We start from the raw sequence: 24,587 nt of genomic DNA on the forward strand, positions 1-24,587 counted from the left end.
TTAAATATCCGTTTGTCCTTTGTGATGAGGCGTAAAGAAAACACTTTGGTCTTCACCGTTAGTTTTTCCTAACCAGCCTACCCAACCCAACTTGGGCGTATGCGCTGTACCTAGCCCAAAGGCTGGTACTGCATCACCTTTTAAAATCAGTTCAATATCGAAACAGAGTTGCTCTGGCATTAGCACATCGATCAACTCCAGTAACGCTTTATGGTTTTTTCCATCTGGCAAAAAATTCTCGAAAGAAGAGAAATCGAGTGGCCCAATACACACTCTAAATTTGCCGCAATAGTCTTTAATTCTTTTACCTAAACAGAGGTCCTCGCCCAGTGTCATATTGGCTCTACCCAATCTATTCCTCTGGTCTTGCGGAATGTTTGCCCAGCGCTCGACATACTCTTTAACGCGCACTGGAACGTGACCAAAATAGCCACTGATTACAGCTGTCATCACACTGACTGAGCCAGAATTCATCCCTATAACACCGGCATAGCCTAATAAACGCGGCCAGTTTATTGCTGACGCTTCTCGTGCTTGCTTATTAGGCGCGCCCATCAGGGCAAATAGACCTTGCGAAAATGGGTCTTCTGCTTGTTTTTGGTATTGCATACCTGGCTGATATTTAGACCAGCCACGATAAAGTAACGACGTGAAACGGTGATTGAAGAGATCGAGAAAATCTCTCTGCCTTGCAGCTGGAGCATCGTAAAGCTGGAGTAACATATCTCCATGTTTGAATGCTTGGTAATCCGCTTTGCCTAAAATATCTTGCAGCGATTCGATGCCACGTAAGCGCTCTAATTCGCTCTCTTTAAATTCCCGTGCCGAAAGCGCACCTGCTTTAACCTGCTTTTTAATTTCCGATGCTTCATTGAGCAGACTAGAGATATCTAAACGGTAATCCCTTAAGCGTTGAAGCTGCTCTTCTTTTTTAATGAAGTAGGTTTGATGATCCTGAGTCTCGACCCTCATCTGTTCGGCGATAATGCTCTCAGTCACATAAACAGGCATAGGCGACGCAGCACCATACAACCCCATAAAATTGGACTCGAGAACCGGCTTACCGCTTTGATCTCGACGCGCTTTAGCAATATCGCTGCTAGCAAATGCAAGGGTTGGATGCCCAGCGAAACGAACCCGCTCATTGGCAACAGAACCTTGATAACCTACTTTCACCGACGCATTGTTTTCGAGTAAGCGCACAGCCTGATAGAAATCAAACTGATGAGGTTCTCGAATTAACGCTTGTTCTAAAGGAGAGTTTTCGTACCCGGCTGTATCTTCCACTGATACACCTCCCCATTTTCAAGCCCTTCAACAACCAATTGATGGTGCGAGTTAATTGGCGCGTATTGAGCAAAGAATCCACTCAAGACAGAAGCAAACAGAAACATACTGCTTTCACCTTGTATGCCTTTCGCCCCAAATTTGCTTTCACGCATTTTCATGGATGTCTGTAACGCTCTTACAGGTAGCCCTTTGGAAATACGATCAATTGTTTCTGTCTCAATACTGACGATGCCATCCTGTAACTGCTTGCTCGCCCTTTCAGCCTGACGATCAAACATCGCTCTCAGGTCATAACTTGCAAGCAGTGTTTTCAAAGAATCTAGATTAGCTAAAGGCCGATAGTGAAGTGCCAAATTCGCAATCACTTGCCAATGCAAGCCCTCTCTGACTGGGGGCGGCAATGCATTGGTTACACGCGTAATATTTTTAAAGGTGACAAATTCTGGGGAATTCGATGTGGGATAGATCACATCACCAGCGCGCAGCGTTTCTGGCAATTTACGGTTAGTGCAGGTCAGCTCCAAAGATACCGTTTCTGTGACCGGTAAAGCTTTGTGATTATCGAGATCGACAAAGCGTACATAGCTATCAACGCCAGTTTGTAAAGTTGATATTTTACGGTGCTGCGTATAATAGATCTGACGTTGCTGTTCACTTTGCTGCAGTTCGTGTTCAAAGCTCTCGAAAGGCTGGTATTCATAGATATCACTGCGACCACGCTGCTTACCTAGCACATCATCAATGCTATATAGTTCTATATGATCTTGATGTGGGTAGTCCGGCCTTACTAAATACTCCAATTTGCGCTGATCTACCTTAATCGGGTCGGCATCATGCGAAAACAAGTTGATAATTGGCGTACAAAAGAGACGAATATGATTCTGCTTCACGCGTAATTGCGAATCGAATTGACGATTAAAGTTAAAATGAAGCGAAAAGCTTTCAACCATAGGGTCAGCTAGCGCTGGTACATCCGTATTGATATCAACGAATAGGAACTTTTCTGGTAGAGCGAAAAACTCTTGAAGATATCGATAACCTTCAAAAGAACGGTTTGTATAAGGAAGTAAGGCTTCATCTTCTGCAAAACCCACCGGTGATACTGCCTGTGGGCCTAAGCCATGCCGAGAACTTTCTCGACCATCGCGATAATTAACTTCAACAGTTACTTTGTCTAAATAGCGGAACAACCATAAATAAAGCGCCTGACTAATATGAGTCTCTCTATCACCATGTAGAAACAAGCGCAGTTTCTTAAGCGCCATAGTTTCTGCAGTCGCTGTCGTTTCTAGATCGAATTTGATGGTCATCTCTGTACCATCACTATTCGCAGTCGTGGTTAAATCAGTTAACGATATTGGATAGATATCTACGTCATAGCAGGTTTTAAACTCACAAGCAGTCCCTTCGACTTCAACGCTTTTAACGAGCTCTCCTCGTTCAACTGTTTTCCCTTCCGTCAAAGCACTGGCTACAGGTTTATACTCCAAAATACTCATTGAAGGTAAAGGACGGAGGTAATGGGGCCAAAGAAGATTAGCTAGCGAGTGTGTAATTTCTGGAAGTTCATCATCGAGCTTTTGTCTAAGTCGACCGGTTAAAAAGGCTACCCCTTCAAAGAGGCGCTCTACATCAGGATCGCTACCTTCTTCTGAAAGGTATTTTGATAAACCTGGATTTAGACGCGAAAACTCTACCCCTAATTCACGGAGGTATGAAAGTTCATCCTGATAATACTTGTTAAATGCCATTCAGTTAGCTCTGTACCTTAAACAATCCATCGTTACCCATCATCGTCTCGAATTTGACGCGGACAGGGCTTCCTGGAACGACGAGTCGTGCCACAATTTCAAAACGCAGATCGGTAGGATCATCCTCATTTTGAGTAAATGAGACACGTGTTTGATCCAAGCGAGGTTCATAGAGATCTAAAGCCTGTTTAATCGCTTTACGCATCTCTTTAACCGCCTGCATATAACCGGAGTTGAGATCCAAATCATTAAAATCTGGCAAACCATATTCGGGCAATGACGCGACACTGCCATAACGAACATTAAATAGGTTTTGTAGATGCAAACGGACAGATTGACGAAGCTTATCAACACCCACGTCTAAAGATCGTTGCGCTCCTTCGTCACCTAATGCAACTCGCTGTAACAGCGAATACTCCAGCATTTTTTGCTCTCCATAGCAGGCTGCGGGGGTTTACAACAGAGCAGTCCCCCGCAACCAATCTTTTAGGATTTATCCAATTTGCCCACTAGAGACAATGTGAAATCTGCACCCATATATTTGAAATGTGGACGCACATTCATAGACACACGGTAGAAACCTGGTTCACCTTCCACATCAGATACCGTAATGCTCGCATCACGAAGTGGACGACGGCTACGCACTTCTGCACTAGCACCATCTTGGTTAGCAACAAACTGACGAATCCAAACGTTTAGTTCTTCTTCTAAGTCGTTACGCTCTTTCCAACTACCGATGTTTTCACGCTGCAGTACCTTGATGTAGTGCGCTAAACGGTTAACGATGAACATATAAGGAAGCTGAGTACTCAACTTGTAGTTCATCTCCGCTTCTTTACCCTCTTTACTCACACCAAAGAACTTAGGCTTTTGCGTAGAGTTAGCTGAGAAGAATGCAGCATTGTCACTGCCTTTACGGAAAGTAAGTGGGATAAAGCCTGCTTCAGCCAATTCAAATTCACGGCGATCGGAAACAAGTACCTCTGTCGGGATCTTAGTTTCGATCTGACCCATCGCTTCATACTGATGAAGTGGAAGGTCTTCTACTGCACCACCGCTTTGCGGGCCAATAATATTTGGACACCAACGATACTTAGCGAAACTCTCAGTTAGACGCGTTGCAAACGCGAATGATGTGTTACCCCATAGGTAGTTCTGGTGGTCGCCATCAATGTTCTCGTTGTAGCGGAATGCTTTAACTGGGTTATCGCGCTCGTGATAAGGCAGACGAAGAAGGAAACGCGGTAGCGTTAGACCAACACTTCTTGCATCTTCGCTCTCACGGAAAGAACGCCACTTCGCGTATTGTGGGCCTTCAAAAATGGCAGAGATATCGTTCAGGTTTGGAAGTGATTGAATATCATCGACACCAAAGAACTTAGGCGATGCAGCTGCGATAAATGGCGCATGAGCCATAGTCGACACACTTGCTACGCTTTGCAGAAGGCTTACATCTGGCGCACTATGTTCAAAGTCATAGTTTGCCATAATCGCAGCAACTGGCTCACCACCGTGTTGACCATATTCAGCTGTATAAACCTGCTTGTACAGACCTGATTGAGTGATCTCCGATGCATCTTCAAAATCTACTGCAAGATCTTCTTTCGATACGTTTAGAATCTGAATTTTGTTGTTTTCACGGAAATCAGTGCGATCTACAACAAACTTCAAACCACGCCAAGCTGATTCAAGCTTTTGAACCTTTTCGTTATGTAGAATCTGATCCAGTTGTAGACTCAGTTTCTCATCAATTTCGGCGATCATGTCATCAACGAGCTGCTTCTGTACGCGCTCAGTCTTTTCACTCGACGTTAAAATCTCAGCAATGAAAGCTTGAACCCCTTTTGATGCAACATCATAGGACTCGTCACCCGCTTTCATGTTTGTTTGTTGTAGGATCTGATCGAGCAAAGAGCCGTGTTCTGCTTCTACAACTGCACCCTGCTCCGCTACCAATTCTTGTTCAGACATATTCTTATTCCTTTGTCTCTAATGCCGCGAAGGCTTAAGATTTTTCGATACCAAGTTCTGCCATTAGCTTTTGACGAGATTCGTCATCGCCTAGCAGCTCATCAATCTGCTTACGGAAAGCAGGTACGTTACCTAGCGGGCCTTTCAAGAATGAAAGCGCTTCACGCAATTCCAGTAGTTTTGCCATTTCAGGTACTTGGCGAACGACTGCTTCTGGTTCGAAGTCTTTCAACGTATCGAAGCTAAGATCCACAGGCATCTCATCGTCTTCTTCACCCGACAATTTGTTAGGTACAGTCAGTTGAAGATTTAGCTTTTGGCTAGACATAACGTCGTTAAAATTGGCTTTATCAACGTCAATCAGTTCACGATCTTCAACTTCATCATCGTCTTCACGCAGGGTGTAATCACCGACCATCAACATTTTTAGCGGTAATTCGATCTCTTCCTTTGCGTCACCTGTTGCAGGCTTGTAAACGATATTGATCCTTTCCTTAGGGGCAACTGATCCTTCTTTAGCCATTATTTACTTCCTTTATTAGTTTGTTTTAAGAATGGACAGCGCACCCAGTGGATCCATTAAGCACAGGTGTGCTTTAAGCTGGTCAACTTGAGTTAGCTGCTCTGTTGTATATTTTTTCTTTGTTTGCGCTTGGGAATGGCAGTTAACGAGTAACTTCGTTACTTCCAAATGCAGTAAAGGTTCCCATTGCTGCAGATGCTTTTCTTCGATCATTTGATGAAGATATGTGAGCTGAGGCTGTGCAATTTCTAGGTGGCCAGCTTCGTAACAAAAACGTGCTTGCTCCAGCTGCCAATAAGCCTGTTCACGTAAGCTGCTAACAGACAATATGCCTTGTTTAAACAGAGCCAAGCCTTGATCAAATTCGCCATTAATAGCGTGCTTTTTCGCTTCAGCCGCAACTGACTGCCAAGGGGAGCTCTCTTGTGATTCACCGCTATCTGATGCTGCAGTTTCATTACTTTGAGTAGATAAAGAGGCGATCCACGCTTTGGTCATCTCATCAGCAAATCCTTCCCCGCCATCAAACGTACGTGTAAGAATTTCTGGCAAGCGAGAAACCAGCATGGCAACTGAATCTTTTACTGCTTGAGCAGCTTCTTTAGCGCCCATCGCATCTAAAGCATTAGCAACCATTCGATGTAGGGATAGCCAAAAGATCTGTCCTGACGCGAATGTTTTTTCGCACTCTTCTATCAGACTTGGCCAATCTTTGTTTTGTTCTAGCTGTTGAAGCGCTGCTAATTTATTACCCATTGGTGCGGGTAATACACCATCAGCAGCCACCTCTCTTAACTGCATCCAAATACCTGTACGCAAAAGATAATAGGCATAAGGATCACTCAACTTTTGCCCTCTCACGAGGTGAGCTACTTTGCTCATGGTGGAGTTACAAGAACGTAGCGCCTTTGCGATATCTTCTGCTGAAGAAACAGCGACTGCGACATGTGTTGGGGCTTTAACTGTTGGCTGTGCTTGCTCTTGTTTCTGTTGTTGCACTGGCGCAGTTTGACTAGGTGCTGGATTCGTTTCTACTGCGGGTTTAGCTTGAGAAGCAACATATGCTTCTGGCTGAGGTTCTGCTTCAAGCGGCGCAGGAGCAGGTGCTGCTTTCTTTTTCTCTTCTTCCGCAATGAGGTATTCAGCTTCTTGCTTATATCGACCAATGACATTACGGAATTCAAATAAACTGGGCGCTTTATCACCCAGCTTTTCAGCCAGTGCGTTATCTAATTCAACAAATACATTTGCAGCTTCAATTACATCTGTAGCTTGCTCTAACGTTGTTTCAAATTCCGAAAACGGTCGATCAATTTTCTGCAGCGTCCAAGAAACAGCTGCACCTCGGCTTTTAGGCCTTTTAGGGTGAATATCATCCCAGTAAGGTGCATTAACTAAGTCTCTTAATAACTTAAAACCCGCATTTAGCCCCTTAAAACTGTGACGATAGAAAAGCGCAGCCACTAACCTAGAAGCCACCCGAAGGTCTTTACTTTGCTCCTTAAGAATCTTGCCGGAAACAATCTCGACCACAGGCCAGTCGATCGGCTGAATATCGATCCCTTCGCCTTTTCTCAATTCATCCTCTAGCCTTGTAAAATCATCATCATGTTTTACATCTGGCCCAACAGGGCTACCGCCCTCTAAAGGTAATGCGAGACTGAGAATCTCTTGTTGATCCATTAAGCAGCTCCCTCTGCTAAAACTTCATTAGATTCCGAACATTTTTTTGCAAGAGAGTTAAAGCATTCCAACGAAAATAGATGCTGATAAATCAGCTCTAAAGCACCTTCTTGATGGAGTTCGGCGATAACTTCTTTATCCAAAGCTTCCAAGCGCGCTCTAGAAACCACCATAAAACCAGACAATACTGTTTTGACGTTCTCAGTCTTTTCATTGAGTTGAGCAGGTTCTAGTAGGTTATGCTCTAAGAGAAATGATGAAAGACGTTTGTTTCGTAACATTTCGGTTTCATAAGCTTCGGCTAACTGAAATCTTTGCTTAAGAAATTCGCTCTGCTCCCCCTCTTTATCAAAAAGCGTTGTGCCTTCTTGATTTACGTTAAGCTTATCGCTTGCTGCATCGATACAAAGCGTTGATTCATGCTCAGATGTTCTTACAGAAATAAATGGATAACGACGAACATAAGCGGGTACATAATCACCAAGCCAATGCCCCTGCTCATCAACCCAAACATTTTTTTTAGGTTGGGTACCAAGCACAGCAATTGGTGCGACTTCATTATTCTGAAGGACAAAAACAATAGGATATAAGCGAGAAGCTGCAGAAAATTCACTTACACAGATAGGCACCGAATTGGTGTCTTGTGCAAATCGGTAACCAGTCGCGTTATCAAATGCTAGATCACTATGTGTTTCGCGACTCAGCGCTGTAATTTGATTATAAAAAAGAGGTTTATTTACACTCATTTTTCAGATATTCCCTTATCTTACTTTTACATCAACCCAACATTCTGTCGTGGATTATCCATAGCCAGTACTGTGAAGATCTCACCATACTTAACCCACATATCATGTAAATTTTCGAACTTCTCATTCCTATCTACAGACACTAGGTAACGACCATCATTACTAAACCAAGAAAGCTCTTCTTCTCGCTGATCTTCTGGCAACAACATGCCATCTTCCTGCACATCGAAGATAGTTACGAATTCATTGAACAGTGCGTCATCTACGCCTAATAGATAACTTAAGAATTGAACTTCAGAGCGTGTCAACGCGACTAGATTGGCTTCCGAGCGAATCAAAGCAGTTGAATTGAATAGTGCTACTTGTCGAGAGAAGTCTGCCGCGGACTGAGTCAAATAAGCATTACGTGCATCAAGCGTAAGAGAGCCTGTTCGATCAAGAGTGAAGTTGATTAAGTTACTTGGACTACCAATATCTTGGTTAGGACCAGCATCTAGTGTTAATACACTCTTGGCTACAATTTTTGTACCATTGGTATAGATAGCTCCTTTTTCAGAAAACAACTCTACAACATCACCTTTAGCACGATGGATCATCATAGAGTCTTCTTCAATCACGCGAATATTGTCGGCTTGTAAGTTAATTGCACCAAACTTAGTCACTTCGGATTGACCAAAGGAACCGAGTTCAATGTCGCCTTGAGCATCGACGGTGAGTGTCCCTGAGATCGATAAATCACCATTATCTTTAACGTCACCAGTACTTGTTAAAGTCAAACTTGAAGCTGTAACGTCTTTGAGCAAAGTATCACTATCTTCTCTGATAGTTACTCCCTTACTCTTTAGCGTGATCCCGCCAAAATTCACACTGTCACCCGCTACGTTACCAAGGGTAATATTTCCAGAATTTGAAACGACAAAGTCATTATTCACCTGGATATTACTCGCTACGGTATTACTCACCGAACCAGAAACATTCAAAGAAAGATTGTCTAAATTGATATTGCTTAGCTCAAGGTTTGCAGCATTCGTAAGCTCAGCATTAGTCCCCGAAAGCGCAACCGAATCGATCTTATTGGCTTGATTTAGAACGATCTGATTTGCCGTTACAGATAGACGATCACTTGCTTTTATCGTTGTACCAGATGACTGAGTAAGCGAATCATCCACAACAATGCTTAAGCCGCTAACATTCACTCCCATAAGTTCAAGGCTTCCATTATCACGAACTCGTGCTTGGTTACCTCTAACACTTAAGCGATCGAACTGGTTACCAGAGTTAGTCAATGTCAGGTCATTTGAGCCTGTATTGATAAATAACTCTGGCACCATCAGTGCTCCATTTTGAGTTACATCCCCTGCTACGGTTAAATCAAGTGAATTGGTTAACGTTACATTCTGTACTGACAGATTACCTGAGGATACGAGCGTGGCAGCATCTGCTTGCAATGACACTGCACCCAGCTGGTTATTAGCGTTAGAAAGCTCAACGGTCTGACCTACAGCTGTAACGTCCAACAAGCCAGTATTAAGGGCCGCTGTCTGAGTAACACTTCCATTTGCAGTTAAATCAAATTCACTTGTAACCTGAGACGCGGCAAGAGAAATACCATTTTGATCAACAATAGTTGCTGTGTTGGCTGTTACCGCAAATGAGTCAAAATCATTATTACTATCGGTTAGATTTACATCAAATCCAGATGCATCTATTTCAAAAGTTGAAATATCAAGAGATTCCGACTGAGTAACATCGCCTGTTGCTGTAATAGTCAAACTTTGACCGATGGTACTCGCAGCGATCTCAAGATCCGAAGAGTTACTTACTGCTACTGTTTCAGCATTAACCGCAAAAGAATCAAGATTGTTGTCAACATGATCCAATTCTACATTATGACCTGTAGCATTTAACTCGATATGATCCGCAGTTAACCCGCCCGATTGGGACACAGAACCTGCTGCAGTAATAGAAGCAGTTCCCGTTAGAGAAGAAGCAGCTATATCCAATTGATTAATATCGTTAACTTCGATGCTTCCGCCATTAATAGATAAGCGATTAAAGTCATTAGCCTGATCTAGTGCCGCACTATCAACATGAAACTCTGCCAGATTGGCAACGGTAAACGCACCCGTTTGAGTTAATGTTCCATCGGTGCGAAGACTTATTTCATCTACAGTTAGAGAGTCGACCGACAAGTCATTAGTATCACGTAGATACACTTCAGAGGCTGTGGCAGAAAAAGTATTCAGGTCATTATCTGCATGCTGCAGATTAACCACAGCAGCAGTGATATCCGTATTTCCTTGAACAATCGTAGATGCACTCTGGGAGACTGAGCCCACTGCAGTAATTGTCAAATCACCAGATAAATTAGTCAGCCCTAAACTTAGGTCATTAATGTCATTTACATTCGCTTCCCCGCCTTGCAGAGCCAATCCATTAAAATCATTACCTAGATTCAAATTGATAACTGAAGCCGAAATATCTGAACCATTAGTAACGCTTATCTCACCTGTTTGACTGAGTGTATCTGCAGCATCAAGCATCAGTTGATCAACGATAGCTGAACTTACGATTAGATCATTACCATCGCTCAATCTGGCATCAATGGCGGTCAGTTCTATTGTCGCAAAATCATTCGCAGCATTTTGCAAAATGATCTCATTACCTGAAGCATCAATATTCGTGTGACCAGAGACATTAATCGCAGCAGATTGCTCAACATCACCCATAGAAGTGATAGTTAAAGCTCCAGTTATAGTTGAGTCTGTAAAAGTAAAACCATTAATTTCATTAATCGTTACCGCCGTTGCTTGTACGCCTAGATTATTAAAATCATTTAAAAGACCAAGGTTAATTGATGAAGCAGCAAGTTCAGCTTGATCAGCTACAGCTAGAGCACCTGTCTGGGTTAGGTCACCGTCAATATCGATGGTTAGAGAATTCACATCCAGACTTGTAAGCACTAAATCACTTTGATCAGCAATGCTGACGTGATCACCTTCAAGGCTTAAAGAAGTGAAATCATTAAGCGCATTATCTAAAAGAACATCGCCACTAGTGGATTGAATTACTACGTTTTCTGTAAAAGAAAGCGCTTCTGATTGCGTAATATCTCCATCTGCAGTCAGCGTGAAGTCACCCGTAATAGATTGTGAAAGTAGATCAATATCATTTGCTTCTTCTATAAGAGCGGATGAAGCTGTAATAGTGATCTGATTAAAGTTGTTTGGCTGATCTAAGAAAACGGTATTAGCACTAATATCAGCCAGATCATTAACAGTAATACCGTCGGTTTGAGTCAGATCACCCGTAATATCCAGATCCAATGAATTTACAAATGAACCAGCAAACGAGAGATCATTCTTATCAACGAGGTTCAGCTCAGAAGCATTCGCAAAGAAGCTATTAAAATCATTTCCGATATTTTGTAGATAAATATCAAAACCAGGTGCTGTAATTGAGGTAGTGCCATCAATCTGGAGTGCATCAGATTGAGTTAGATCCCCACCCAGCATCAGATTTAAATCTCCAGTGACATGACTCAAACCTAGATTCAAACCACCAGAATTAGTAATAGTTGTATCACCCGAAGCCAACTGCAATGTTGCAAAGTCGTTACTCTGGGTTAAAGAAATAGACGATGCGGTTAAATCCGTTGTGCCATCAACGCTCACAGCACCTAATTGCGATAACGCTCCTGCCACATTGAGGGTTAGATTACCGGTGAGATCAGATGCTTCAAGCAATACACCATTTGCCTCTGTGATAGTTGCACTCCCCCCCGCTAATGCCAAAGTATTAAAGTCATTATTCTGCGTAAGAATAGAAGTTGCAGCTGTTATATCGGCGCTATTTGCAATATCAAACACACCCGTTTGCGTAAGCTGCCCGGCCGTGATGACTGTTAATTCATCAACGTTCAAAGCAGACAAACTTAGATCTCCAGCATCACGAATATGTAGCTCATTCGCTATGACATCAACTGTAGAGAAATCATTGTTCGAATCGAGTAACGTGATAACACCTGAAACATCAAGATCGGTATTTCCATCTACGTTAACAGTACCCGATTGAGAAAGATTACCGCCTGTAGTTAAGGTTAAAGAGCCTGTTAGATTGACTGAATCTAAGTTCAGTTCATCAACCTCATTTACCGTAGCATTGCCACCTGCCAAGGCTAACGAATTAAAGTCATTTGCTTGGCCTAAAGTAATTAGGTTACCAGTAATATCAGCAAGATTATTTACAATGAAGGCGCCCGTTTGCGTTAACGTGCCTACAACTGTTACAGCTAAATCGTCAACAGTCAGTCCATTCAGGATCAAATCATTACTATCATTCAGGCTCACAGAAGACGCGACCGCTGTCACTGTATTGAAATCATTACTGCTGTTTTGAAGATCAATTGACTGACCAACAGATGCAAAAGTCGTTGAGCCAGCAACCGTTACCGCGCCATTTTGCGTTAAGTCACCGCCAGTATTTACAGATAGGAAACCTGTCAGTGAAGATGTATCCAAACGCAATGCTGTGATGTCTTTTACTGTTGCATCCTGCGCTGAAAGAGCCAGATCAGTAAAGTCATTGTCTTCAGATAATAAAATCGTTGTAGCAGTAAGATCAGTAAGGCCATCAACTTCTGCATCTGCGGTTTGACTCAATGTGCCAACGGTATCAATGGTCAAATTACCTGATAGATCGGTAGCCCCTAGAGATAAGCCATTGATATCTTTAATCGAAATTGAGCCACCGCTTAACGCTAATGAATTGAAATCGTTATCTAGGTTTAATGTTGCAGTGTTAGCTTGGATATCAGCAGTGTTTTGAACATCAAAAACACCGGATTGAGTCATCGCCCCAGCAATAGTGAGAGTCAAGTTTTCAACTGACAGCGCAGCTAAACTTAAATCATTACTATCAGCTAGAGTAAGAGTATCTGCCTGGACAGTTACATTAGAAAAGTCATTGGCCGCATTATCCAGAATAATACTATTACCAATTGCTGTTAGGTCCGTAGCACCATCAACCTCAACAATACCCGACTGCGTAATATTTCCACCAGCAGCAACGGTTAATGTGCCTGAGAGATCAGTCGCGCCAAGCTCAATCGCATTGATATCGTTAACATTTGCAGACCCACCCGCTAGAGACAAAGTAACAAAGTCATTATCTTGGGCTAACGTCGCGGTATTCGCATCAATTGCAGCATTATTAGAAACTACAAATGCGCCTGTCTGGGTTAGAGCACCGCCCGTATTAATTGAAAGATCAGTGGTATTTAAAGCAGCAACGCTAAGATCATTCGCATCACGCACACTAATATTCGCGCCTGTAGCCTCTATGGTAGAGAAGTCATTAGCTGCATTCTCTAAAGTGATATCACCTGTAACTGCAAGAACAGTGGCGCCATTCACATCAATTACACCGGACTGAGTCAAATCACCAGCAGATGTAACTGTTAAAGCATTAGTAATGGTCGTCACTGCTAGTTCGAGTGCTGTGCTGTCTTGAATAACTGCGTTAACGGCATCCAATGCTAATGAAGCGAAGTCATTTCCGTTATTATCTAAAGTAATATCCCCTGCAGCTGTGAGTGAAGTAGCACCATCCACCTCAACGTCACCACTTTGTGTGATATTGCCTCCGCTAGTAACAGTTAAATTTCCAGTCAAATCCGTCGTATCCAATACAACGTCATTAATATCATTAACCGTTACAGAACCACCATTCAGCGCCAAAGAGGTAAAGTCATTATCTTGCGTTAAAGTGGCAGTAGCTGCTTCGATGTTAGCCGTACTAGAAACAACGAATGCGCCTGTTTGGGTTAAGGCACCACCCGTAGTAATTGTGAGATTAGTGGTATTTAAAGCTGCAACACTCAGATCATTTTCATCACGCACACTAATATTTGTGCCTGAAGCATCTAAAGTGTCAAAGTCATTAGCAGCATTTTCTAAAGTAATATCACCTGAAACAGCAAGTACAGTTGCACCCGCTACATCAATCGCACCCGATTGAGTTAGATTTCCACCAGCAGTGACTGATAAATCGCCTGTGACAGATGAGCTTGAAAGCTCTACTGCATTAACATCAACAACCGTCGCATTCGCCGCTGATACACCAAGCGAGCTAAAATCATTACCTACTTGATTTAAAGTGACATCTCCACTGTTCGAAGTAAAACTAGCTGCACCATCCACCTCAACGTCGCCACTTTGTGTGATATTACCCTCTGCAGTTACGGCCAAAGTACCCGTCAGATCAGTTGAAGCTAGAACTAATGCGCTCGCATCTTCAACTTGGGCATTCATTGCAGTCAGAGATATAGATGAGAAATCGTTATTGCTGTGATCTAACGTGATATCAGCATTGGTTGCAGTTAGTGAGGTAGCACCATCCACCTCAATTGAACCACTTTGTGAGATATTCCCCGCTGCTGTAACAGTTAATGTACCGGTTAAATTCGTTGAAGCGAGTTCAACAGCATTAATATCATTAACCGATGCAGTGCCACCATTCAAAGACAGAGAATTAAAATCGTTATCTTGCGTTAAAGTAGCTGTGGTAGCTTGGATATTTGCTTCATTAGATACAACAAATCCGCCGGTTTGCGTTAAAGCATTCCCGGCATGGATTGTAAGGTCAGTAGTATTTAAAGCCTCAACGATCAGATTATTCGAATCGCGCACGCGAATATTTGTGCCTGAAGCATTTAAAGTGTCAAAGTCATTCGCAGCACTTTCTAAAGTAATATCACCTGAAACAGCAAGTACAGTTGCACCCGCTACATCAACCGCACCCGATTGAGTTAGGTTATCACCTGTAGTGACCAACAAATCCCCTGTTATGGAGGAAGTGGATAGCGCTAGTTCATCCACATCTTGAATAGTTGCATTAAGTGCAGAAACACCAACAGATGAAAACTCATTCGAAGCATCAGCTAAAATGACATTGCCCGTATTTGAAGTAAAACTTGCTGCTCCATCTACAGTAATAGCTGCAGATTGAGTGATATGACTTTCAGCAGTTGCATTCAAAACACCAAAAATATCACTAGCACCAAAAACTAATGTATTACGGTCTGCTATTTGCGCATTAACTGCTGTTAACTTAACAGATGAAAAATCATTATTGCTGTCATCTAAAAGTATATTAGTAGCTGTCAATGTGGAAAATCCACCTACCTCAACAGCAGCATTTTGAGTGATGTTGCTAGCAGCTGTGACTGTCAAAGCATGTGTTAAATCTGTATTACCTAAAACGACATTGTTAATGTCATTGATGGTTGCTGACCCACCATTAAGATACAAAACGTTAAAATCGTTACCTTCTGTAAAAACCGTGGATGCTGCTTCGATATGCGCTTCATTAGACACAAAAAATGCGCCTGTCTGGGTTAAAGCGCCACCGGTCGTGATTGTAAGATTGTTAGTGTTTAAAGCTGCAACACTAAGAGCATTCACATCTCGCACGCTAATATTTGTCGCAGATGCATTAACAAAAGAAAAATTGTTGTTAGCGTTCTCTAATGTGATAGCACCAGCCACGTCTAGGTCGGTTGTTCCACCAACATTAATCGCGGCTGATTGAGTTAAGTTCCCAGCTGTTATCACAAACAGATCACCAGCCACATTAGTATCAGATAGTATTAATGCATTGGCATCTTCTACAATTGCATTGAGAGCTGATACACCCAAAGATGAAAAGTCATTTGCAGGATTATTTAAAATGACATTTCCACTGTTAGACGTAAAACTAGCGGGACTATTTAAACTAATAGCCGATGACTGCGTAATATCATTTTCTGCTGTTACTTCTAACAAGCCTGTAAGAGTTGTCGCAGCCAGATCTAATGCATTTATATCATTCACCTGAGCATTGACGGCTGTAAGGGATATGGATGAGAAATCGTTATTGCTGTTATCAAGCGTGATATCAGCGCCCGAAGTAAGAGCAGTAGCACTAGCAACGTCTACTACGCCTGATTGAGTAATGTTCCCACCTGCATTCACTGTCAACGAACCAGTAAGGTCCGCAGCGGCCAGATCAACACCATCAACATCTCTGATATTCACAGACCCGCCGCTTAACGAAACAGTATCAAAATTGTTATTCTGGTCAGTTAAATCAGCGCTATTTTTTGCATCAACAACTAAGTGAGTTGCAGTGATTGCCTTACTCTGAGATATATTGCCATTGCCATCGACATCACCATTGGCTCTTAGTGTTAAAGTTGCACCTGTTTTTAACGAAATATCGCCGTCAATATTAATGTCATTTTTGGCATGCAGAGTCAGGTTATTGGTAAAAGCCACATCCCCTGTATTACCTGTCGTATCAATGCTTGTCTTAACATCGATATCAACCTCAGCCTGCAATGAAACATTTGCTGTAGCCAATTGCGAAACTAAGTTATCTACATCTATTTTCGTAGTTGTACTCGTATCGCCATCGAATACCACATCGTCATCGAGTATATAACCACTATTCTTAACAATTTCAATATATCCAGGATCAAGTAAGAGCTCACCAGTAACACCATTTTCAGCAGTTAGATCGACATCACCAGTGAAGCTAAGTGCCTGCTTACCAGATACTTCGGCAAAGCCACCGTCACCGTTTTGTGAGCCACCTTTCGCGCTGATCGAACCTTTGTAATTTGTAAATTCATCGGCCCAAACAATCACCTCACCGCCATCACCAGATTCAATAGCATCGGCTTTTAATGTCGCCGTATCAGCAACATATGTTTTTTCAGCATTGTTTATGTCTGCATCATTACCTTGATAACCGCCGCCGACACGAATATGACCACCGCCATTTTGACCAGAGACATCTAGCAGAGCACCACCATCAATAGCAACATGATCGCCTGTCACATCGATCTGTCCGCCTGTACCCAGCTCACTTGTCGCTATTAACTGACCACTAGTACGAACATCAGCACCTTCACCAACTAAACGTATTTTACCGCCACTGGTATCTATGCCTTTGGCTTCAACAACACCGGTATTATTTACAACATTAGCAAACACATCACGGGCTGCTTTAGCGGTTAAAAGAACAGAACCATCGTCGGCACTGATCATGCCAGCATTCAAAACCGCGGTATCTGTCTTACCTTCTGTAGCTTCACCTGATAGTTTGAACTGAAGCAATCCATCACCATCAAAATCCAGCGTTGCGCTTTCACCTGAGGCTAATACAACAGAACCTTTTACAGCTTGGATAACACCTTCATTAACGACATTATCGCCAACCAGAACTACTGATCCGCCTGTCGCAGCAGTTAATGTGCCGCGGTTAACAATGACGCCTTCATCATCTACATCACGTAATTTGATATTTCCTGACATAAAATCACTGTCAGAAATTTGCTTGGTGGTCGCAACTAAACTTCCAAGGTTTACAGTAGAGTTTTCACCAAAGACAATACCATTCGGATTGACAAGGAATACCCTACCCTTACCTTCCACTCGACCAAGAATTTGAGAGGGATTTTGATCATGTATACGGTTTAGGGTAGAAGCTTTAGCTGATGGGTGGTCAAACTTAACAAGCTCATCCTGAGCTACGTTAAAACTCTGCCAATCCACTACCATTGCTGAAGTAGACTGTTTGATAGTGGTCGTTTTGTTATTCACACTAATACTGCCACTGCCTTGTGAAATAACCCCACCAGCAGGCCCCGCAAAGACTTTATTCGGCAGTAATATAGAACTACTAACGCCCGCCACCATGGCTGACTTTACGAAAGTTGATATTGCTGTTTTTGACCAGTTCATATGCATCCGTTCTTATTTCTGGTGGCTTACGCCTTAATTCGTAAAATGAAAAATCGTTTTTAGATTTGATAAACCTGAGTTTTCTCAGAAAGTCCCTTTAAAACTGGAAAATCAAATCAGCAAAAATTTGCGGCTCTCGGCCATTGCTTGGTTTTTCTGCGCCCGCTTCAGCAACCGAGATGTTTAGCTCTAAATTATCCAGTGGGGCAAATCTAATCCCCAAACCTGAGCCATACAGCTCGGACTCATCTTCCTCAGTCGAAAGCGCTTCGTTCTTATAGCCTTTGCCGTAATCGAAGAACGCAGAGAACTGCAGTACATCGCCCCAAGTGCGGTTGCCGAAAGCTGGTTTTTCTGCAATGAAAGGTATCGGTGTAATCCATTCAATACTGGCAAATACGCCTTTATCAGCCATATATTCAGCGCCAGGGTAAGCCCTTACGCTATCCGAGCCCCCAATGGAAAATTGTTCAAGAGATACCAAAGGATCAGCTGAATACTGCATATCCAAACGCATGCGCAGAGAAGTGTTAGCAATAAAACGTTGATAGCGTGACGCACTCAATTTCCACTTAGAGTAATCCATAGGCGCACGACCACTGTCGGTCAATCGACTGATCTGCTCATCCCCATTACTTAAGCTTCCAAACGTACTTTCCAGCCCTCTACGGTAGACAAGGTTTAATGCCGAATACCCTCCTCCAATCAGACCGTCCGTATAATCAAGGCTGTAAGCAAACTGCACTGACGTAAGCTTATCTCTAGACTCAGATTCACCATCTCGAAGGGTTTGTGCATCATTCAGGTTTAAATTAAAACGAACATAGTCGTTAAAAATCCTACTTCTACGCAGCTGTCGCTTTACACCAAATGAAGTACGCTTTGCCTTACCTTCAAATCCAAACTCAGCCAGCTCACGACCAATGTCATACTGATTTCGAGAATGCTCAAAGCTCAATTCATACGCGGGATCAAAAGGGCGAGCCGTATAAGAGATACCACCAAACAAAGCATGATCAACTGATTCATCGCCCTCCGCTTGAGGCTTATTTTGGATCATTCCATCAAGGCGAAGCTGGTCGATCAAGCCGAATGGGTTATTAAAGATTAAACCCGCACCCAATCTCTCTTCACCGGAGTAAAACGAACCTTTGTTATCTAGATAAATGATCCCTGCAAATCGATCTTCACTGTTAACAGACAGATTCAAGTTAGTCGTTCCAACCTCTTCGCCCGGCTCTAAAACACCCGAAACAGAAATTCCGGGGTAATCCAAAACGGTTAACAACGAAGCTTCTGTAGCGTTTTTATCCAGTGTGGTTTGCAGCGAATCCGAAAATGGATGGGTAAGCTGATCGACAGAATAAGACGACTCACCTTGCACACGTACCAAATCTAATTTGCCAGGCAATAAGTGAAAGACAACTTCACCAGAATCAACTTCTTGCGCAGGCAAATAAACAGTCGCAAGAATCCAACCTTGTTGACGATAAAAGTTGGTTACCTGATCAGTTAAACTTTGTAACTGCCCAAGCGTAAATCCATCTACATGCTTATCAATACTATCTTGAATAATCTGGTTAACCTGTTGATTATCCACAAGTACTTGCTGACTTTTATCCTTACCACCAAGTTCATAAAGAGATATCCGTTTCACTTGGATTACAGGTCCAGAATCAAGATCTAGCGGACGATCCTTCTTAGCAGGAATACTTAGTTGAAGATCATTGTTTGGCTTAACTAGAAGATCAGGCTTCGGTTCACTGATTGCACCTGGAGTCGCCGCATCCGGCAGCGTCTGCGCATTAACAGAAAGCGACATGCCTACAAACAATGCAGAGGTATAACAAGTGACTAAATTACGGTTGCTCACTACTTAAAAATCCCTTTTACAGTAAATCAATGAATCTAAGATTTTGAAAAATTAATCTTGCGAATAACTCGACTCGATCTCTCGAACCTGTTGCTGATAAACCTGCGTAAACTCATCGCCAAACAGAGCGCTAAAATCATCCTCTGCTTCAGATACAAGTTGCTGGTATGCGTCCTTATACATCTCCCAGTATTTCCCTTTCCGGGAAAGGACAAACTTCGAAGTTAATTGCTCTTCGAGTGATTCAGGTCGAAAACGTTCTAACATAGACACAATCGCGCTCTGCATACCCGACATAACTGCCACTTGATGGGCTTTTGCATCCACAACCCCTTCTTTAACTGCTTCATGTGCAGACATATAGCCTTCCGCCTCAGTCAGCAGTTTGATCATCGCTTCACCTGAGTTCTGGCTAAATTTAAGAGGGTTATTCTGTTGAGCACCGATACGAGTAACATCCATGCCAAACTCTTTTTTTACATCATTACGGCTAAGCAAAATCTCCATAATGCCTTGAGTTAAAACTCGCAGCATCTGACCTGCAGAGAACATAATCTCTTCTTTATTTCGCCCTACAAGATCAGAAGGTTGAACATCTAAGCCCTGTAAAAATGCTTTAATCGCTAAACTATCAACATCGCTTTTAGGAGTTTGCTGGGCCTGACTTTGTTGAGCTGAAGCCTGCTGAACTATAGCCTCCCGAACTACAGCCTCATGAGCTGGAGCCTGTTGTACGGTCGAAGGGACCGGCTGCACTTCAGGAATTAGCGCGTCACTGATCTGTGAATTGACAGGCGATGCGCTGACCTCGGGCATCACAACAGCCTGATCATAAGCATTCAAATGCTGCTCAATGTAAGGCTGTTCTACTGGGACAGGCGCTACTGGCGCATCATCCATAGTTACAGCTTGCATAGTTACAGCCTGGGCAGCATTCTGCTCAATACTTACGGATGTAGCTGGATTAGCAAAATGCTGCTCTTGCGGCTCAACCTCATAGCTATCAACATGACTAGAAGGCATATTATTTTGCGGCGCTATGGAATCGTAAAAATCTGCAGAGGTCGTGTGCGGAATATTAGGCGGTGGAACTTTATTTACAGGTGCTTCAATTTGATCAGAGGCACCACCATCAGAGAAGAAATCATCGATGGAAAAAGCACCCACTTCTTGGGCAGCTACTGGCTGAGCAGACTCGATAAGATCAACTTGAATCTGACACTCCCCAATATGCAGTAGATCACCACTCACTAAGCGATGACGATGCCCTCTTCCTAAGTGATGCCCTGCATTAACTTGAGTACCCGGAGTGCTTGTATCTTCAACAAAGAATTGATTATCTGCGCGGTAGCAACGGGCGTGGTATCGGGAACAGTAACGCTCAGGATCTTCGACCACAAAGTCATTATCTGGCGCACGACCGATAAGAACCTCGTCTTGATCAAACTCACGTACTTGAGAAACAGCTGGCGCCAATCCCCTAAACGCAATAAGTCTGAGCTGCAAAATAGCCGACATAAATCATCCCTACATTAAAAACCAACATCCGTATTAAATGAAACAAGGCTACTTACTTAATGTAATTTACTACCATTGGATCAATTTGTGCAGGCAAGATACAGCAATATAAATGAGAATAAAAGCCCCATAAAACCCCTTTTTTTTTGGGTAAATGAGAAAATTTATTCACAATAAAAAAACGAACATTAATTCAAAAATAAATATTATTTCTTTGGCACACAACCTGCTAATAAAAACAATTAACTTATTTAATGCATTAGGTTATGGTGACAAACTTTATTTAGATGCGGGAAGCATCTTTATTTTTACTGGCCCAACCTATAGGAACATAAGAGGGAACTTACATGTTTCTGAAAGCGGATGAAGAGCGCTTTTTCTTTAACATTGCAGAGCAAGACGATACCTTTCAGCTCGTCCGTATGAGTGGTTTTGAGACACTCTCAACGGCCTTTGAAATATCGTTAGAAGTTGTATCTGAAAACCCAGAAATAGACCTCGTCTCGCTTCTAAACCGCTCAGCAGTAGTAAAGCTTTTGGATCAAAGCTGCGATGAAAATGAGCATACTCGCTACATTCACGGCATCATTTCTACCGCAGAACTAGGTGAAACCGGGGTTAAGCAAACCACCTATTACATCACCCTTGTTCCCAAGTTATGGCCGCTTCGTTATCGAATAAACAGCCGTATATTTCAATTTAAATCTGCACAAGAGATCATCACTCAAACCCTTACAGAATCAGGCCTACAGGCTGATGAATTCCGTTTTGAGCTTAGCAATTCCTATGCACCGAGAGAATACTGCGTACAGTACAGAGAAAGCGATAAAGACTTTATTCAACGCCTGTTAGAATTCGAAGGGATTCTCTACTACTTCGAACACCACTATGACAAGCATGTCCTTGTTTTTACTGATTCATCACTAACTAATCATCCGATTAGCGGCGAAAAAGAACTCCCCTACTTTCATGATGCTCAAGGCGCTGTCCGCGAACAGCACATCTTCAAGTTCCGCTATAGAGAGGCCGTTAAAAGTGGCAAAGTATCCATCCGAGATTACGACTTTAAAAAGCCCAATCTCACCTTAGCCTCTGATGATAGCCACGAACTAGATACCCCTTTGGAGATCTACGAATACCCTGGTGAGTTTATTGAATCAGATCGTGGTGATGGTTTATCAACGAATTTAAACCAAGCGAATAATAGTTTTAGAAAACATATTATTGCCGAATCAGATATTAATAGATTACTTCCTGGCTATAGTTTTGAATTAACTGATCACGAAGTTGAAACGCACAATATTGAGTATTTAATTACTCATATTGAGCATAATTGTGCGCAACCACAAGTATTAGAAGTTGGCGCAACAACCGAAGGCTCTAAATATACCAACCTTATTCACGGTATACCTTTTACAACACCTTTTACCCCAGCAAGAAAAACACCTCGCCCCAAAATAAAAGGTACCCAAACAGCAATTGTTACCGGTCCCGAAGGTGAAGAGATTTACACCGACGAACACGGCCGCGTTAAAGTGCAATTCCATTGGGATCGCGAAGGCCAGATGGATGAACAAAGCTCCTGCTGGATACGGGTCAGCCAAAACCACGCTGGTGGCGCTTTCGGCGGCATTTTTATTCCACGTATTGGTGAAGAGGTCATTGTCGATTTCCTAGATGGCAATCCAGATCGCCCTATCATTACCGGCAGGGTCTATCATGGTTTAAACCGCACTCCTTACCCGCTTCCAGAGCGCAAAACCATGAGCACCATTAAAACCAACTCCACAAAAGGCGGTGAAGGTTTTAATGAAATCCGCATTGAAGACTTAAAAGCTCAAGAACAAGTTTTTATTCATGCCCAAAAAGACTTTGATCAACGCGTTAAAAACGATCACAAAGAATGGGTCGGCCAAGATCATCACTGGATACAGATCAACAACGAATACCGTGAATTCCGCGCGAAGGAAAACGCCTTAACCGACGGTAACTTCCATCGCCAAAGCGACAATGACCAGCACCTCATTGTCGATAAAGAACGTCATATCCAGATAAAACAGAATCAAACCACCGGTGCCGGTCAAAATATCCATATCAAAGCGGGTAACAAAATCGTACTCGAAGCTGGCGTTGATATGGTTTTATCCGCCGGTGGCAGCGGCATTAATGTAAACCCGGGCGGCGTAACGGTTAATGGCGCAAAGGTAAACCTTAACTCAGGTGGCTCAGCACCTTCGGCGCAAAAAGCCTCACCTATTCCACCAACACCACCGCTTGAAGCAGATATAGACAAAGCAGGTAATGTGACACCGCAGTTAGCTACCGAATCGCCCTGGAGTTCATCTGCACTTATGGCCCACCGCATGGAGAGTGATCGCCAAGCGAACCTCCCAATTACTGAAATGTGTCAGCTACAAACAGATGGTAGCTGCCCACTTAGCCACTGCCCGTGCGGTAACAATAAATGAAGCTTAACAATCTAATTACTCGACTAAAAACAGATATCGAGAGTTCTCAGCGCCTGTATCTACTGGCAAGCCCTCATAAAGAGATGCTTCGCGACCTCTATACAAACACTGATACTTATCGAGCGCCGCTATTTGAAACAACGCCACTAGAATCTTTGAGTCATGCCAGCCCATGGCTGTGCGAAATCAAAGAACAGAGCGCTATTCTAAAAGTGTTTGAACATAACGCCGAAACAAAAACAGGTTGGCAAGGGATCTTAATCTATGCGCCAACAGAGGTTAGCTTTGCACAGTTGATCACGCTGCTCCGTAATCGATTGTTCGTAAAATTTGGTAATGAGCAAAAAGGCGTACTGCACTACCAACTGCCTGCCGTGGCTCATTACCTGTTCTCGGAATCATCTAAAGCCGACACCCTTGAATGGATGAACTGCATCAGCGCCATCATCTGGTATTCACCATTAGCAAACATTCAAGATGAGATCGCTTGGAGAGTCCAAACTAATGAAGCAGCTGATAACCAGCTACACGTTGTAAATACCAACCAAGATTACGCGCTAACCGAAACACAACAATCAGCTTTAAAGATTGGGCCGATCGATCAAATGATCCTTAACTGGCAAACAAGTGATGAGATTGAGCTAAGCCTCTCTGAATTCAAAAACATACGAGCACTGACCATACAGGCTGAAACCCTCGACATGTTTAATAACACAGAGATGACCCATCTATTTTTCCAAGCGATCAACCAACACCCTGATCACGCGAAAAAACTATTAGCCCAGCTTAAAAAGTTAGACAACCCCCAACGTTTATCGCTGCTAGAAAGGATGCAACAACAGGGTATGGAGTTTTACTGGTAAAAAACCTCGAACCAACGCTTGCGTATGGCTATCGAGCTAAATTTTTAAAGAGCGAGTTACTGTATCTAGCTCTTTGAATAGGCATGCCTTTTAACCTGAAGCTTTCTGGTGTGTAA

General features: G+C 42.9%; 12 protein-coding genes. 2 read left to right on the plus strand and 10 right to left on the minus strand.

Annotated elements, in window-relative coordinates; translation table 11 throughout:
* From tssG to tagH, 10 genes are all read right to left on the minus strand, one after another.
* Positions 1–1,287 carry a type VI secretion system baseplate subunit TssG gene (gene tssG, locus ACMXYN_RS09525; RefSeq protein WP_415891608.1) on the minus strand — a complete coding sequence of 429 codons (1,287 nt, stop codon included), beginning with the start codon at positions 1,285–1,287 and terminating at the stop codon, positions 1–3.
* On the minus strand, positions 1,251–3,041 hold the full coding sequence (gene tssF, locus ACMXYN_RS09530) for a type VI secretion system baseplate subunit TssF (RefSeq protein ID WP_415891609.1): 1,791 nt from the start codon (positions 3,039–3,041) through the stop codon (positions 1,251–1,253). Before tssF ends, tssG begins: the two co-directional genes overlap by 37 nt.
* 4 nt (positions 3,042–3,045) lie before the next feature.
* Positions 3,046–3,465, minus strand: coding sequence for a type VI secretion system baseplate subunit TssE (tssE, locus tag ACMXYN_RS09535; RefSeq protein ID WP_415891610.1), 420 nt, complete (start codon positions 3,463–3,465; stop codon positions 3,046–3,048).
* Between the two features lie 62 nt (positions 3,466–3,527).
* On the minus strand, positions 3,528–5,012 hold the full coding sequence (gene tssC, locus ACMXYN_RS09540; protein WP_415891611.1) for a type VI secretion system contractile sheath large subunit: 1,485 nt from the start codon (positions 5,010–5,012) through the stop codon (positions 3,528–3,530).
* Between the two features lie 34 nt (positions 5,013–5,046).
* Positions 5,047–5,535, minus strand: a complete 489-nt coding sequence (gene tssB, locus ACMXYN_RS09545; protein ID WP_415884446.1) for a type VI secretion system contractile sheath small subunit — start codon at positions 5,533–5,535, stop codon at positions 5,047–5,049.
* A 15-nt stretch (positions 5,536–5,550) separates the two neighbouring features.
* On the minus strand, positions 5,551–7,218 hold the full coding sequence (tssA, locus tag ACMXYN_RS09550) for a type VI secretion system protein TssA (protein WP_415891612.1): 1,668 nt from the start codon (positions 7,216–7,218) through the stop codon (positions 5,551–5,553).
* The gene (locus ACMXYN_RS09555) at positions 7,218–7,964 is read right to left on the minus strand and encodes a SapC family protein (protein WP_415891614.1); all 747 of its coding nucleotides are present in this window, start codon (positions 7,962–7,964) and stop codon (positions 7,218–7,220) included. Before ACMXYN_RS09555 ends, tssA begins: the two co-directional genes overlap by 1 nt.
* A gap of 26 nt (positions 7,965–7,990) precedes the next feature.
* Positions 7,991–17,749 (minus strand): filamentous hemagglutinin N-terminal domain-containing protein, encoded by a 9,759-nt coding sequence (locus tag ACMXYN_RS09560; protein ID WP_415891615.1) that lies wholly within the window; start codon positions 17,747–17,749, stop codon positions 7,991–7,993.
* Positions 17,750–17,846: 97 nt separating this feature from the next.
* Entirely contained in the window at positions 17,847–19,622 is a 1,776-nt protein-coding gene (locus tag ACMXYN_RS09565) for a ShlB/FhaC/HecB family hemolysin secretion/activation protein (protein ID WP_415891616.1), read from the minus strand.
* Between the two features lie 51 nt (positions 19,623–19,673).
* Entirely contained in the window at positions 19,674–21,140 is a 1,467-nt protein-coding gene (gene tagH, locus ACMXYN_RS09570; RefSeq protein ID WP_415891617.1) for a type VI secretion system-associated FHA domain protein TagH, read from the minus strand.
* Positions 21,141–21,487: 347 nt separating this feature from the next.
* On the opposite strand from tagH, the gene ACMXYN_RS09575 reads away from it, so the two are divergent.
* Positions 21,488–23,608: a type VI secretion system Vgr family protein gene (locus tag ACMXYN_RS09575; protein WP_415891618.1), complete on the plus strand. Its 2,121-nt coding sequence runs from the start codon at positions 21,488–21,490 to the stop codon at positions 23,606–23,608.
* A complete protein-coding gene (locus tag ACMXYN_RS09580) occupies positions 23,605–24,471 on the plus strand; it encodes a DUF4123 domain-containing protein (protein WP_415891620.1) in 867 nt (288 codons plus the stop codon). The genes ACMXYN_RS09575 and ACMXYN_RS09580 overlap by 4 nt, the downstream gene beginning before the upstream one ends.
* Positions 24,472–24,587: the final 116 nt, after the last annotated feature.

The sequence above is a fragment of the Neptuniibacter sp. PT8_73 genome (genome assembly GCF_047778045.1).
Lineage (GTDB): Bacteria > Pseudomonadota > Gammaproteobacteria > Pseudomonadales > Balneatricaceae > Neptuniibacter.